Source organism: Nocardia sputorum, from assembly GCF_027924405.1.
Taxonomy (GTDB): domain Bacteria; phylum Actinomycetota; class Actinomycetes; order Mycobacteriales; family Mycobacteriaceae; genus Nocardia; species Nocardia sputorum.
The window spans coordinates 2,002,432-2,016,610 of record NZ_AP026978.1; the positions used below are offsets into that span (position 1 = coordinate 2,002,432).

Sequence of the window (14,179 nt, forward strand, 5' to 3'; positions counted from 1 at the left end):
GAATGATCCCGCCCGGGTGGCGTGCCCGGGCGGGATCGCCGTATCCGGACAGGGTTCGGTATGCCGGACTGCTCGTACCCTGGGGAACGTGACCGCAGACCTGGAAACGAGCTCGGACGATCGGCCGACCCGCTGGCGCGCCTTCCGAGCGGGGCTCGAGCGACGACCTACGCTGTATCTCGGCTACCGGATCGTGGTCGCCGTCGTCGGCGTGGCCGTGCTCGCGGTCGGGGTGCTCGCGATCCCCTATCCCGGTCCCGGCTGGGCGATCGTGTTCGCTGGGCTCGGCATCCTCGCCACCGAATTCGCCTGGGCGCGAAAGGCGTTGGGCTGGCTGCGGGACCGGTACCGGCAATTGATGGACTGGTACTCCCGGCAGGGCCGGGCCGTGCAGGTGGCCGGGGCGGTCGGCACCGCCGCGTTGGTCGTGGCGACGCTGTGGATATTGGGAACCTTCGGGCTCGTGGGTAGTTGGATCGGAGTCGAATGGGAATGGCTGCGCAGCCCCCTGCAACGGTGACCACCGTTCCGGGGCGCATGCTCACCCAACCGGAATGGCTGGCCGCGCGTATCGCGGAGATGGGCCGTTCCTGGGGCACCACATCGCTGCGCATCGCGGGCACGCTGTGGTGGTGCATGGTCGCCTCCGCCTTGGTGGAGCAGATCGCGCGGGCGTACGCGCACGACGAGGCCGCTCCCGAAGCCGCGCTGGAGCGACTGGACTGCGAAGTTCGCCCCGACGGTGGCATCGAGCGCGTGCGTATCCCGGCGGACGGTCACGCGGCCGGCGGTGCGTCGGTCCTGCACGAGACGCTCGCGACCGTCATCCCACCGGTCGCCCGGGTGTCGGGTGCCGGTGTGCCCGCCTTGTGGGCGATCGTCGCCGACGCGATCGGCAACCGCGCGCTCGACGCGGGGTCCGCCGACGCGGGGGCACGGCTGGCCGCCGAGATCGGCGGCAAACTACCGGTTCCGCGCTTCGTCGAGATCGGCGGACGCACATTCGTGCGGCGCATCTCCTGCTGCCTGGTCTTCGAAGTCCCCGGCTGCGAGATGTGCACCAGCTGCCCGAAACGCCCCGCCGCCGAGCGAATCGCCCTGCTCGCGGGCCTCGCCGCCGAGAGCTGACGACCGGCCGGGTGACAGCCGATTTTCCCGCCGCGGCCGTGACTCACCCGGTACGCCCACGGCGCCGGTCCACTCGGCGGGGACTCGAACGCAAATCTCGCGCCACCCGACTCGTACGGCCTAAAACCCGGAGGGGCGGGCCTGCGCGGCGGGACAGTAGCATGGTCGCGCCGGACGAAGATGCGATCGGCCACCATCGAGCGGGCCCCGGCCCGCACCCGAGAACGCCAAGGAGAGCGCAGCCGTGACCACCTCAGCCGCCATCAGCCCAGTCGCCCTCGTCCGGGTGCCGGCCGGGACGACGGCGGGCGCCGCGGTGCGTGCGGCGGGACTGCCCACGAAGGGGCCGGACACCGTCGTCGTCGTCCGGGTGGACGGTGAACTCAAGGACCTGTCCTGGACCCCGGACGAGGACGTCGACGTGGAGCCGGTGGCGGCGAACACCCCCGACGGCCGCAACGTCATCCGGCACTCCGCCGCGCATGTCCTCGCCCAGGCGGTGCAGCAGGAGTTCCCCGGTGCCAAGCTGGGCATCGGCCCTTACATCAAGGACGGGTTCTACTACGACTTCCGTGTCGAGCGGCCGTTCACCCCGGAGGATCTGGCCAAGCTGGAATCCCGGATGAAGAAGATCGTCAAAGGCGCGCAGCGGTTCTCCCGCCGGGTGGTCGAGGTCGAGGAGGCCAGGGCCGAGCTGGCCGGGGAGCCGTTCAAACTGGAGCTGATCAGCGACAAGTCCGGCATCGATGACCCGGAGGTCATGGAGGTCGGCGGCAAAGAGCTGACCATCTACGACAACCTGGATCCGCGCACCGGCGAGAAGATCTGGGGCGATCTGTGCCGCGGTCCGCACATCCCGACCACCAAGTTCATCCCGGCCTTCAAACTGACCCGCAGCTCCGCGGCCTACTGGCGTGGTGACCAGAGCCGCGAGGACCTGCAGCGCGTCTACGGCACCGCGTGGGAATCGCAGGAGGCGCTCGACGAGCACCTGCACCTGCTCGCCGAAGCCGAACGCCGCGACCACCGCAAGCTCGGCCTGGAACTGGACTTGTTCAGCTTCCCCGACGAACTCGGTTCCGGCCTGCCGGTATTCCATCCCAAGGGCGGCATCATCCGCAAGGAACTCGAGGAGTACTCGCGCCGCAGGCACGTCGCGGCGGGCTACGAGTTCGTCAACACCCCGCACATCACCAAAGGGCATCTGTTCGAGGTCTCCGGCCACCTGGACTGGTACCGCGACGGCATGTTCCCGGCGATGCACCTGGACGCCGAGCTCAACGAGGACGGCACCGTCCGCAAGCCCGGCCAGGACTACTACGTCAAGCCGATGAACTGCCCGATGCACAACCTGATCTTCCGTGCCCGCGGCCGGTCGTACCGGGAGCTGCCGCTGCGGCTGTTCGAGTTCGGCTCGGTCTATCGGTACGAGAAGTCCGGCGTGGTGCACGGCCTGACCCGGGTGCGCGGCATGACGCAGGACGACGCGCACATCTACTGCACCAAAGAGCAGATGCACAGCGAACTCACCGACACGCTGCGGTTCGTGCTGGATCTGCTGAAGGACTACGGCCTCGACGACTTCTACCTCGAGCTGTCCACCAAGGACCCGAAGAAGTTCGTCGGTTCCGACGAGATCTGGGAGGAGGCCACCGAGACCCTGTCGAAGGTCGCCTCGGCCTCCGGTCTGGAACTGGTGCCCGATCCCGGCGGCGCCGCCTTCTACGGCCCGAAGATCTCCGTGCAGGCCAAGGACGCGCTCGGCCGCACCTGGCAGATGTCGACGATCCAGCTGGACTTCAACCTGCCCGAGCGCTTCGATCTGGAATACACCGCGTCCGACGGCACCAAGCAGCGGCCGGTCATGATCCACCGCGCGCTGTTCGGCTCGATCGAGCGCTTCTTCGGTGTGCTCACCGAGCACTACGCGGGCGCGTTCCCGGCCTGGCTGTCGCCGGTGCAGGTCGTGGGCATCCCGGTCGCGGAAGCCTTCGCGGCGCACCTGGACCGGGTGATCGAACGGTTGCAGGACGAGGGCGTGCGCGCGCAGGTGGATCGCAGCGACGACCGGATGCAGAAGAAGATCTTCAACAACACCGCCCAGAAGGTGCCGTTCATGCTGCTCGCCGGTGAGCGGGACGTGAACGCGAACGCCGTGAGCTTCCGCTTCCGCGACGGCACCCAGGTCAACGGCGTGCCGGTCGACGACGCGGTGGCCACCATCGTCGCGTGGATCGCCCATCGGGAGAACGCGTCGCCGACGGCCGAGGGGTTCCAGATCCGGTCGGCGAACAAGGGTGGGGCATGAGCGAGCGTACGGTGCCGGACGGGCTCGCGGATCTGGACGGTACCGCGGCCTCGGCCGAGCCGGGCAGCATCGTGGACGCCGGTGCCGGCGAACCGGATCGGCTGCTGCGCCTGTGGACGCCGTATCGCATGTCCTACATCGCGGAGGCCGCCACCACCGCCAAGGATTCGACCGGCCACCCCTTCACCGACATCCCGAAGATGTCGGATGAGGACGGACTGGTCGTCGCCCGGGGCGAGCTGGTGTACGCCGTGCTCAACCTGTACCCGTACAACCCGGGGCACATGATGGTGGTGCCCTACCGCAAAGTGGCGAACCTGGAGGACCTCACCGAGGCGGAGAGCGCCGAACTGATGACCTTCACCCAGCAGGCGATCCGGGTGATGAAGAAGGTGTCCCGGCCGCACGGCTTCAACGTCGGGCTGAATCTCGGCGGGGTGGCCGGTGGATCGCTGGCCGATCACCTGCACCAGCACATCGTGCCGCGCTGGGGTGGCGACGCGAACTTCATCACCGTCATCGGCGGGGCGAAGGTCATGCCGCAACTGCTGCGGGAGACCAGGGCGCTGCTGTCGGCGGCCTGGAAGGAGGCGTAGATGAGCGACCGGGCGGAGCGGCCGTGCTGAGCTTCTTCGGCCGCGAGACGTTCGCCAAGGCGACGGCTCCGCTGGGCCGGGCGCTGGTCGGCACGGGACTCACCCCCGACGCCATGACGCTGATCGGCACGACCGCCTCCATCGTCGCCGCGGTCACGCTCTTCCCGACCGGACACCTGTTCTGGGGAACCATGGTGATCTGGTTGTTCGTCATGTTCGACATGCTCGACGGAGCCATGGCCAGGGCGCGCGGCGGCGGCACCAAATACGGCGCGGTGCTGGACGCCACGTGCGACCGGCTGGCCGACGGCGCCATCTTCGCCGGGCTGGCCTGGTGGGCGGTCTTCCACGAGCAGCACAAGCCGCTGTTCGCCGCGACGCTGGTCGTCCTGGTGACCTCGCAGGTGATCTCCTACGCCAAGGCGCGCGCCGAGGCCAGCGGGCTGTCCGCCGACGGCGGCATCATCGAGCGGCCGGACCGGCTGATCATCGTGCTGGTCGGCGCGGGCTTCACCGGGATCGGCGGCTACTGGGACATCGAGTGGCTCACCTACGCCGTGCACGTCGCCATATGGATCCTCGCGGTGCTCAGCATCGTCACCGTCGGTCAGCGGGTGCTGGCCGTGCGCAACTCGCCGGGGGCGCGCACGGTGATCCCGGCGGGGCAGCCGCAGAGCCCGAGCGCGGGCACCACGGGCACCACGGGACTTCCGTCGTGACCTCATCCGGGGCCGGACGCCGACCGATGCGCGGTGGCGTCCGGACAGTGGTGACGGCGAAGTGCGGATTCACGGCGCGGGAGTGTGCATGACAATCGGGGAGCGGTTCGGCGCCGCCGGTTACGCGGCGGGTTGGCGGGTGGTGCGTGCGCTGCCGGAGCCGACGGCCCGGCGACTGTTCGAGTGGGGCGCCGACCGGGTCGCCCGGCGGGCCAACCGGGAGTTCCACGCGGGCGGCGCGCCGAACCCGTTGCGGCGCAATCTGGCACGTGTGCTCGGCGTGCTTCCGGCGGACGTGCCGGACGACTTGATCAGCGCGAGCATGCGGTCCTACGCCCGGTACTGGCGGGAAGCGTTCCGGCTGCCCACGATGGACCATGCCGCGATCGACTACTACGTCGGCGGGCTGGAACATCTGGATGCCGCGCTCGCCGAGGGCCGGGGCGTGGTCTTGGTGCTCCCGCACTCCGGCAACTGGGACATGGCGGGCGTCTGGCTGGTGCAGCACTACGGCGGCCTCACCACCGTGGCCGAGCGGCTGAAGCCGGAATCGCTGTTCGAGCGGTTCGTCGCCTACCGGGAGAGCCTCGGCTTCGAGGTGTTCCCGCTGACCGGTGGCGAGCAACCGCCGTTCGGTCAGTTGGCGGCGCGCCTGCGGCAGAACAAGGTCGTGTGCCTGATGGGTGAACGCGACCTCACCGGCAAAGGCGTTCCGGTTCAGTTCTTCGGTGAGCGCACCTGGATGCCCGCCGGCGCGGCGAAGCTGGCCATCGAGACCGGCGCGGCGCTGCTGCCGGTGCACGCGTGGTTCGAGGTCGATGCCGACGGCCGCGAGAACTGGGGCCTGAAAACCGAGGCGGCACTGGATGTTTCCGCAGGGGTGGCCGCGGCCACCCAGGCGCTGGCAGACCGCTTCGCAGCGAATATCGCCGAGCATCCCGCGGATTGGCACATGCTGCAACCATTGTGGGAGAGCGATCTCTCGCCCCAGCGGCGCGCCATGATCGCGGCCGCGCAGGCGAGCCTCGAGGTCGAGCAGGGAGACGTATCGCCATGAAGATCGGCATGGTCTGCCCCTATTCGTTCGACGTCCCCGGCGGGGTGCAGGCGCATGTGGTCGAACTGGCACGGGTGTTCCTCGAACGCGGGCACAAGGTGAGCGTTCTGGCGCCCGCGTCCGAGGGCACCCCGCTGCCGGAGTTCGTGGTGTCGGCGGGCCGAGCGGTGGCCATCCCGTACAACGGGTCGGTAGCCCGGCTGTCGTTCGGGCCCATGGCCTATGCCAGGATCCGCCGCTGGATCGACGGCAACGATTTCGACGTGCTGCACATCCACGAACCGAACGCGCCCAGTCTGTCCATGCTCGCGCTGAAGATCGCCGAGGGCCCGATCGTCGCGACCTTTCACACCTCGACGACGAAATCACTGGTGCTGAGCACTTTTCAGGGCGTACTGCGGCCGTACCACGAGAAGATCTCCGGCCGTATCGCGGTGTCGGAGCTGGCGCGCCGCTGGCAGGTCGAGGCGCTGGGCTCGGACGCGGTGGAGATCCCCAACGGTGTCGACGTCCCGGCGTTCGCCCGCGCGCCGATGCTGCCGGGCTATCCGCGCCCCGGTGGGACGGTGCTGTTCCTGGGACGCTACGACGAGCCGCGCAAGGGCATGGACGTGCTGCTCGGTGCGCTGCCCGAGCTGGTGGGCAGGCATCCCGACGTCGAGATCCTGATCGTGGGCCGCGGCGACGAGGACCGGCTGCGCCGCGAAGCGGGCACCTTGTCCGGTCACCTGCGTTTCCTCGGCCAGGTGTCCGACGAGGAGAAGGCTTCGGCGATGCGGAGCGCCGACGTGTACGTCGCGCCCAACTTGGGCGGGGAGAGCTTCGGCATCATCCTGATCGAGGCGATGGCGGCGGGCACCGCGGTCGTGGCCAGTGAGCTCGACGCCTTCCGCCGGGTGCTGCGGGACGGCACGGCAGGCATGCTGGTCCCGGTCGGCGATTCGGCGGCCTTGGCGGCCGCGCTGCACACCGTGCTCACCGACGACGTGCGCAGGGAAGCCCTGGTGCACACCGCGACGCAGGTGGTCGGCGAGTACGACTGGCCGGTGGTGGCCGAACAGATCCTGCGCGTCTACGAGACGGTGACCGTCGGCGACACCAGAGTGCGGGCTGCCGGATGATCACCTTCTCCGCGACGACCGTTCTCGTCCTCGCGCTGATCGCCGCGGTCGTCGTGGCGATCGGGCTGTGGGCGTATTCCACCGCCAACCGCCTGGACCGGCTGCACGTGCGCTCCGACCAGTCCTGGCAGGCACTCGACGCGGCGCTGGCCCGGCGGGCGGTGGTGGCCCGGTCGGTCGCCATGGCGATCGCGGGCCCGGTATCCGATCCGGCCATGGCGGAGCAGGCCAGACAGCTGTCGGCGCTCGCGGACCGGGCCGAGCGCACCGGTCGTGACGAACGCGAGACCGTGGAGAACCGGCTGTCTTCCGCGTTGTCGGCGGTCGACATCGGCACGCTGCGCCCCCAGTTGGTCGCCGAACTGGCCGACGCCGAAGCCCGGGTGCTGATCGCCCGCCGTTTCCACAACGACGCCGTGCGCGACACGCTGGCGCTGCGCACGCGCCGCTCGGTCCGCATCCTGCACCTCGGCGGTACCGCACCGCTGCCGTCCTACTTCGAGATCACCGAGCGCGCCACCCCTGCGGCGTCCACGGGCCTGGCGGTCGACACCATCCGCACCACCGCGCGGGTCGTGCTGTTCGACGAAAACGACCGGACGCTGCTGATGCGCGGCAACGACCCGAAGACGCCGGAGGTGTCGTTCTGGTTCACCGTCGGCGGCGGCGTGGAGCCGGGGGAGAGCCTGCGTTCGGCGGCGGTGCGGGAACTCTACGACGAGACCGGATATCGCGCGGATCCGGCCGACCTGCGCGGCCCCATCTGGCGGCGGGTCGCGGTGTTTCCGTTCGACGGTGAGCTGATCCGCTCCGAGGAACTGTTCTTCGCGCTGCGCGGGCGGGCTTTCGAGCCGCACGCGGCGAACCGGACGCTGATCGAACGCCGCTCCATCACCGGGCACCGATGGTGCACCGCGGCGGACATCGTCGCGCTGGACCGCTCCGGCGAGACGGTCTACCCATATCACTTGGACGAACTGCTCGCCGAAGCGGCCGAGGCGGCGTCGGGAACCGCCGATCCGGAGGTCCGTTCCATCCGCTGACCGGCCGCACGACGGGGTGTGATGTGTTTCACGATCGTGATACCGTCGCGATGATTCGGGGCGCCGAAGGGTACTGCTGACAGGGACGCATGCCAGTTCGGTGTCGTGGTCCCGCTGTCAGCGGGGCGTTTCTGCTCGGTTGTGGAGGTAGTTGGTTCATGTCGTACCTGCTGTTCGATTTCCTGTTGCCGCTGATCGGACCCGCGGCCGCGGAGTACTGGGCGACGTTGCTGGTGGTCGGCCCGCTGTGATCCAGCGCCCGGCGCAGGCCGGTGCGGCGCCGGGACGGCACGACAGCCGAGCCTTCCCGGCGTAGGGCGCCATAACCGAGATCACACCAGGCCAGTGCCCTCCAACTGGCTATCAAGTGGCCTTTTGCGGCCACCTAGAATCGTGGCGTTCGACCCCGAGTGATCGATTGGCGCACATGCCTGGAGGAGTTTGCCGTGACCACCCCTGAGACCACCCAGACCGTCGGTACCGCCCGCGTCAAGCGCGGCATGGCCGAGATGCTCAAGGGTGGGGTGATCATGGATGTCGTCACGCCGGAGCAGGCCAAGATCGCCGAGGACGCCGGCGCGGTCGCGGTGATGGCGCTGGAGCGGGTGCCCGCCGACATCCGTGCCCAGGGCGGCGTGTCCCGGATGAGCGATCCGGACATGATCGACGGCATCATCTCGGCGGTGTCCATTCCGGTGATGGCGAAGGCCCGGATCGGCCACTTCGTGGAGGCGCAGATCCTGCAGAGCCTCGGTGTCGACTACATCGATGAGTCCGAGGTGCTCACCCCCGCCGACTACGCCAACCACATCGACAAGTGGAACTTCACCGTGCCGTTCGTCTGCGGCGCCACCAACCTCGGCGAGGCACTGCGCCGGATCACCGAGGGCGCGGCCATGATTCGCTCCAAGGGCGAGGCCGGCACCGGTGACGTGTCCAACGCGACCACGCACATGCGCAAGATCCGGCAGGAGATCCGCCGGCTGTCGTCGCTGCCGGAGGACGAGCTGTTCGTCGCGGCCAAGGAGCTGCAGGCGCCCTACGAGCTGGTCCGCGAGATCGCCGAGACCGGCAAGCTGCCGGTCGTGCTGTTCACCGCGGGCGGCATCGCCACCCCCGCCGACGCCGCGATGATGATGCAGCTCGGCGCCGAGGGCGTGTTCGTGGGGTCGGGCATCTTCAAGTCCGGCAACCCGGCCCAGCGCGCCGCCGCCATCGTCAAGGCCACCACCTTCTACGACGATCCGGACGTCCTGGCCAAGGTGTCGCGCGGTCTCGGCGAGGCGATGGTCGGCATCAACGTCGAGGAGATTGCGCAGCCGCACCGCCTGGCCGAGCGCGGTTGGTGATTCCCGGCCGGTAGCGTCTGCCGCGTGGAGTTGCGGCAGCTGCGGTACTTCGTGGTTCTGGCGGAGGAGTTGCACTTCCGCCGGGCCGCGGAGCGATTGTTCATCTCGACGCCCACGCTCAGCCAGCAGATCAAGGTGCTGGAGCGGGAGCTGGGCGGCCCACTGCTGGTCCGGGAGCCGCGGGTGGAGCTGACGGCCGCGGGCGCGGTGCTGCTGCGCACCGGCAAGGACGTGCTGCGCGCGATGGACGACGCGGTCCGGCAGACCCGGCGCGCCGCCGTGGCAGGCGCCCCGGTGCTGCGCCTGGGACTGTTGAACGGCGTCCCGCCGTGGCTGCCCGCCCGCATCGACAGCCTGCTCACCGCCGCAGTGCCCGGCGGTAGCTTGGTGCTCACCGGGGGGACCACCGCCGATCAGGTGCGCTTCCTCGATGACGACGAAGTCGACCTTGCGCTCCTCCGCACCCCGGTCGAGCTGCCCGAACGCTTCGCGCAACGCGCGGCGGCCCGCGAGGAACTGGGCGTGGTGATGTCCGAGCGGCATCCGCTCGCGAGCGCGGCGCTGCTCGACCCGGCCGAGCTCAGTGGTCACGAGCTGATCTTGTTCGCGCGTGAATCCGCTGCGGGCCTACATGATTCGCTGTTGCGCACGCTCGCGGGACACGGCGCCCGGGTACGGCTGAGTGACAGTGCGATGGGGCATGCGCAGATGCTCGCGGTGCTGCCGTCACGGCCCGACGTGATCGGGCTCGGTTCGTCGCGCGTGAACGGCCTGCCCGGTCTGGTCTGGCGGCCGCTGCGCGGCGCGCCGCTACGGGTGACTTACGCGGTCGCCTGGCGCGCGGCGGTGCGCGATCCCGCCGTCGCGGCGCTGGTCGCCGCGCTGACGGGCGAACTGTCGGCGGAATAGGCCGCGCGGCCCGCTTCCGGTGCTAGGTTCAACTCTTACGGCGGCCGCAAGGTCGTCTCATGGTTCTCACAATCACGCTCAGTAGCTTCGCCATTCGATGGCCGTCCCGGCCATGTCGCGCCCTCCCACCGTCGGATCGATCCGAGCGCAAAGGACGAACAGTTGAAGCTTCTCAAGACCGGACGCATCGCAGCAGCGGGCCTGGCCCTCGTGGCCGCCCTGAGCCTCGCAGCCTGCGGCAGCGACGACAAGAGCGACTCGCCCAAGTCCACCCGCACGACAGCAGGCGCCTCGGCGACCGTGACCACGCCCGCCGCGCCCACCGCCGACGAGCTCAACGCCATGTTGCAGAAGGCGCTCGACCCCGCGGTGCCGAACGAGCAGAAACTCGACTCCGTGCAGGGCATCGAAGCCGATCCCGGCCTGCCCAACCGGTTGGCCGAAGCGTTCCGGCAGGCGAACGCCACGGCGGTGGTCACCGGAGTGACCGCCTTCGGCGACAGCGTCACCGCCCAGGCCAAGTTCACCATCAACGGGCAGGAGAACCAGGTCGACGTTCCGTTCGTGCTGGACGGCGGCAAGTGGAAGGTGCAGAAGACGTGGGCTTGCCAAGCGCTCGCCAACCTGAACCAGCAATCCCCGGCCTGCATCCCCTGACGGGTGGAAACGGGGCGGTGAGGCGCGCCGCCCCGTGCGCCCCGGATCCGTCCCCCGGCCTGCGGTGTTAGGCCCGGGCTAAGGCGTATTCGGCAGCGCGACATGGACACTCGACCGCGGCGATGGTCGGCTGGAGCCATGACAGCAAGCAGGACATCACCCGAACGTGTCGTCGTCGTGGGCGGCGGCTCCGGCATGGGACTGGCGCTGGCGGCCGCGCTGATCGCCGAGGGTGCGGAGGTCACCATCGCAGGTCGTTCGGCCGAACGGCTGGCCGCGGCGGAGCGCACCCTGTCCGAGGGGCCGGGCACGGTGCGCTCGGTGGTCGCGGACATCACTCGCGAAGCGGACCTCGAGCGTTTGTTCGCCGAGCGGGAGCCGGTCGATCACGTCGTCACCACCGCCGCCGATGTCACCGGCGCCTATCGGCCACTGGCCGGGTTCGACCCCGACCTGGCTCGGAATCTGTTGTTGTCCAAGCTGATCGGCCCCACGCTGCTGGCCAAGCACGCCCGGGTGGTGCCCGGCGGTTCGGTGACCTTCACCTCCGGCGTCGCGGCCTATCGGCCGGCGCCGGGCGGCGCCATGGTGGCGGCCGTCAACGGCGCCCTCGCCTCACTGGCCTATGCCCTGGCCCTCGAACTCGGGCCCGTCCGGGTCAACGTGGTCTCACCAGGATGGGTCGACACCCCGATCTGGGACACCATCGCGGGGCCCGCGAAGACCGAACGTCACCAGCAGCTCGCCGCCCGCCTGCCCGTCGGTCGCATCGGCCGTCCCTCCGATATCGCGCAGGCGATGCTGGGGGTGATGCGCAATCCCTTCATCACCGGCACCGTCCTGCACGTGGACGGGGGACATCGGCTGGTGTGACCGATGCCGAGCAACATGTCGCTACGTTGCTATGCGCATTCGACTATCCGATCCGACGCTCATCGGATCGGGCGAGAACGGCAGAGACGGCACGAACCTAGTCCGCCTGGTTCTCGTCGACTCGAAGCGCCGGCCGATCAGGGTGGTCCCAGCGGACGAAGAAGGTCGGAGGGGAGGGGTTCTCGGCGTCGTGGCGCAGGAGGGCGGGAATCGTCCACCGTGCTTCGGGCGGGGTGCGGCGGCGGAGTGCGGCTTCGGACAGGTCCAGTCGAAGGGTCACGTCGGCGTCGAGGTGGCGGCCCGCGAGCATCGGCCCCGCGATGACGAGGGTGGTCGCGGGCAGCGCCGTCCGGATCGCGGCGCGCGCGGACCGGTCAGCGGCTTCGTCCCAGAGGGCGGGCAGCCACCGGCCGTGGCCGCGGAGCGCATCGATCACTTCGCGGCGCAGCGCGGCATAGTCGAACCAGGCGGTGCGATAGGACATCTCGTCGGTGCGCCCGAACTCCATGCGCAGTGAGGCGGGTCGTACGTAGTCGTGCAGGGAGACCATGTCGGCCGACCGGCCCGCGTCGCGCAGCGCCGCGACGATCCGCCGGGCGAGCGCCGCCGGATCGGCCGCGTCCGCGCCGTCGACGGCGATCACCGTGTGCGAGGTCGCGGTCAGGACAGGACGGGACACCCGCTCGACGAGGCTGTCGGGTGTGATGGGCAGAAAGCGTGGCACCGGTCCATCTCAGCAAAGTCGGGACGGCCGGGAGCGTGGGCGTTGCCGGTCGTTCACCGGCGGCCGACCGGCGAAGCCGCGAGCGGCCGGGATAATCTCAGCGCATGGCGACAATCGAAGAGGCGCTGGAGATAGAGCGGCTGGAGCGGGACATCTTCCGTGGCGCGTCCACCAAGACCCAGCTGCAGCGCACATTCGGCGGCCAGGTTGCCGGCCAGGCGCTCGTGTCCGCGGTGCGGACGGTGGAACCGCGATTCCAAGTGCACTCGCTGCACGGCTACTTCCTGCGGCCGGGCAATCCGCAAGAGCCCACGGTCTACCAGGTCGAGCGCATCCGCGACGGCCGGTCGTTCTGCACCCGCCGGGTCACCGGCATCCAGGAGGGCGCCGCGATCTTCACCATGTCGGCGTCGTTCCACGTCGGCGACCAGGGACCGGAGCACCAGGACGTCATGCCCGACGTCCCGATGCCGGACGATCTGCCCGACGCGAGCACCACGATGTCGCCCGAACGGCTGTGGGCGATGCGCGAATGGGAACACTGGGACATCCGCATGGTCCCGCAGGAGAACGTGTCCCGCCGCGACGGCGTGGTCTCCCAGCAGCAGGTGTGGTTCCGCTACCGGCACCTGCTGCCCGACGATCCGCTGCTGCACGTGTGCACCCTCGCCTACATGAGCGATATGACGCTGCTGGGTTCCTCCAAGGTCATCCATCCCGACGAGCCGACCCAGAACGCCTCGCTCGATCACGCGATGTGGTTCCTGCGGCCGTTCCGCGCCGACGAGTGGCTGCTCTACGACCAGTCGTCGCCATCCGCTGGATTCGGCCGGGGCCTGACCGGCGGCAAGATCTTCACCACGGAGGGCAAGCTGGTTGCCGCCGTGGTGCAGGAAGGCCTCATCCGAACGATGCGCGAGGACTGATCCGGGGCTGCGGTGAGGTGCGCGTGGCAGGCGACCGTGAGCGGGCCCACATCGGCCGGGCTCGTAAGCTTTCCGGCGTGAACGCTACCTCGGTCGCCGCACCCGCCGCCGACACCGGACCGGAGCAGTCCCGGCCCACCATCGGCGTGCTCGCGCTGCAAGGCGACGTCCGGGAGCATGTCGCCGCGCTCGGCCGCTGTGGCGCCGAGCCGGTGCTGGTCCGGCGCGATTCTGAACTCGCGGCCGTGGACGCGCTCGTGCTGCCCGGCGGCGAGTCGACCGCGATCAGCAAGTTGCTGCAGGCCTTCGAATTGCTGGAGCCGCTGCGCGCCCGACTGCGCGACGGCATGCCCGCTTTCGGTTCCTGCGCGGGCATGATCCTGCTCGCGTCGGAGGTGCTCGACACCCGCCCGGACGCCGAGCATCTGTCCGGCATCGACATGACGGTGCGGCGCAACGCTTTCGGCCGCCAGGTCGACTCGTTCGAAACCGATCTGCCGTTCGCCGGGTTGACCGGCGGCCCGGTGCGCGCGGTGTTCATCCGGGCGCCGTGGGTCGAGCGGGCCGGCGCGGGCGTCGAGGTCCTGGCCACGGTGCCGGCCGGCCCGGCCGCGGGCCGGATCGTCGCGGTCCGGCAGGGCAACGTGCTGGCCACGTCGTTCCATCCCGAAGTGACCGGCGATCTGCGGGTGCACCGGATGTTCGTGGAGATGGTCCGCTCGGCATGAGGGCGCGGGGTGATGACGTCCGCGCGGTGCGAGCGGGCGGA

15 protein-coding genes are annotated in these 14,179 nt (G+C 69.8%); 14 read left to right on the plus strand and 1 reads right to left on the minus strand.

Annotation, left to right across the window (positions count from 1 at the left end; all coding sequences use genetic code 11):
• Positions 1-88: 88 nt before the first annotated feature.
• From QMG86_RS09245 to QMG86_RS09300, 12 genes are all read left to right on the plus strand, one after another.
• Positions 89-520, plus strand: coding sequence for a TIGR02611 family protein (locus QMG86_RS09245; RefSeq protein ID WP_281878894.1), 432 nt, complete (start codon positions 89-91; stop codon positions 518-520).
• Positions 517-1,128: a (2Fe-2S)-binding protein gene (locus tag QMG86_RS09250; RefSeq protein ID WP_281878896.1), complete on the plus strand. Its 612-nt coding sequence runs from the start codon at positions 517-519 to the stop codon at positions 1,126-1,128. The genes QMG86_RS09245 and QMG86_RS09250 overlap by 4 nt, the downstream gene beginning before the upstream one ends.
• Positions 1,129-1,372: 244 nt before the next feature.
• Entirely contained in the window at positions 1,373-3,436 is a 2,064-nt protein-coding gene (thrS, locus tag QMG86_RS09255; protein ID WP_281878898.1) for a threonine--tRNA ligase, read from the plus strand.
• Complete coding sequence (locus QMG86_RS09260; protein ID WP_281878900.1) at positions 3,433-4,032, plus strand: ATP adenylyltransferase; 600 nt, start codon at positions 3,433-3,435, stop codon at positions 4,030-4,032. The genes thrS and QMG86_RS09260 overlap by 4 nt, the downstream gene beginning before the upstream one ends.
• A 23-nt stretch (positions 4,033-4,055) precedes the next feature.
• On the plus strand, positions 4,056-4,751 hold the full coding sequence (pgsA, locus tag QMG86_RS09265) for a phosphatidylinositol phosphate synthase (RefSeq protein ID WP_281878902.1): 696 nt from the start codon (positions 4,056-4,058) through the stop codon (positions 4,749-4,751).
• Positions 4,752-4,839: 88 nt separating this feature from the next.
• Positions 4,840-5,808, plus strand: coding sequence for a phosphatidylinositol mannoside acyltransferase (locus QMG86_RS09270; RefSeq protein WP_281878904.1), 969 nt, complete (start codon positions 4,840-4,842; stop codon positions 5,806-5,808).
• Positions 5,805-6,929, plus strand: coding sequence for a glycosyltransferase family 4 protein (locus QMG86_RS09275; protein ID WP_281878905.1), 1,125 nt, complete (start codon positions 5,805-5,807; stop codon positions 6,927-6,929). Before QMG86_RS09270 ends, QMG86_RS09275 begins: the two co-directional genes overlap by 4 nt.
• The gene (locus QMG86_RS09280) at positions 6,929-7,972 is read left to right on the plus strand and encodes an NUDIX hydrolase (protein WP_281880869.1); all 1,044 of its coding nucleotides are present in this window, start codon (positions 6,929-6,931) and stop codon (positions 7,970-7,972) included. Before QMG86_RS09275 ends, QMG86_RS09280 begins: the two co-directional genes overlap by 1 nt.
• A gap of 500 nt (positions 7,973-8,472) precedes the next feature.
• A complete protein-coding gene (gene pdxS, locus QMG86_RS09285; protein ID WP_228829160.1) occupies positions 8,473-9,321 on the plus strand; it encodes a pyridoxal 5'-phosphate synthase lyase subunit PdxS in 849 nt (282 codons plus the stop codon).
• A gap of 24 nt (positions 9,322-9,345) precedes the next feature.
• Entirely contained in the window at positions 9,346-10,230 is an 885-nt protein-coding gene (locus QMG86_RS09290; protein ID WP_281878907.1) for a LysR family transcriptional regulator, read from the plus strand.
• Between the two features lie 162 nt (positions 10,231-10,392).
• The gene (locus QMG86_RS09295) at positions 10,393-10,887 is read left to right on the plus strand and encodes a WKL family lipoprotein (RefSeq protein WP_281878908.1); all 495 of its coding nucleotides are present in this window, start codon (positions 10,393-10,395) and stop codon (positions 10,885-10,887) included.
• 138 nt (positions 10,888-11,025) lie between these two features.
• On the plus strand, positions 11,026-11,760 hold the full coding sequence (locus QMG86_RS09300; RefSeq protein WP_281878910.1) for an SDR family oxidoreductase: 735 nt from the start codon (positions 11,026-11,028) through the stop codon (positions 11,758-11,760).
• A 97-nt stretch (positions 11,761-11,857) separates the two neighbouring features.
• On the opposite strand, the gene QMG86_RS09305 is transcribed toward QMG86_RS09300, so the two are convergent.
• Positions 11,858-12,484, minus strand: coding sequence for a hypothetical protein (locus QMG86_RS09305; RefSeq protein WP_281878912.1), 627 nt, complete (start codon positions 12,482-12,484; stop codon positions 11,858-11,860).
• Between the two features lie 104 nt (positions 12,485-12,588).
• Between QMG86_RS09305 and QMG86_RS09310 the strand changes: the two genes are divergently transcribed.
• Both QMG86_RS09310 and pdxT read left to right on the plus strand, forming a co-directional pair.
• Positions 12,589-13,410, plus strand: coding sequence for an acyl-CoA thioesterase (locus QMG86_RS09310; protein ID WP_281878914.1), 822 nt, complete (start codon positions 12,589-12,591; stop codon positions 13,408-13,410).
• Positions 13,411-13,487: 77 nt separating this feature from the next.
• Entirely contained in the window at positions 13,488-14,138 is a 651-nt protein-coding gene (pdxT, locus tag QMG86_RS09315; protein ID WP_281878915.1) for a pyridoxal 5'-phosphate synthase glutaminase subunit PdxT, read from the plus strand.
• Positions 14,139-14,179: the final 41 nt, after the last annotated feature.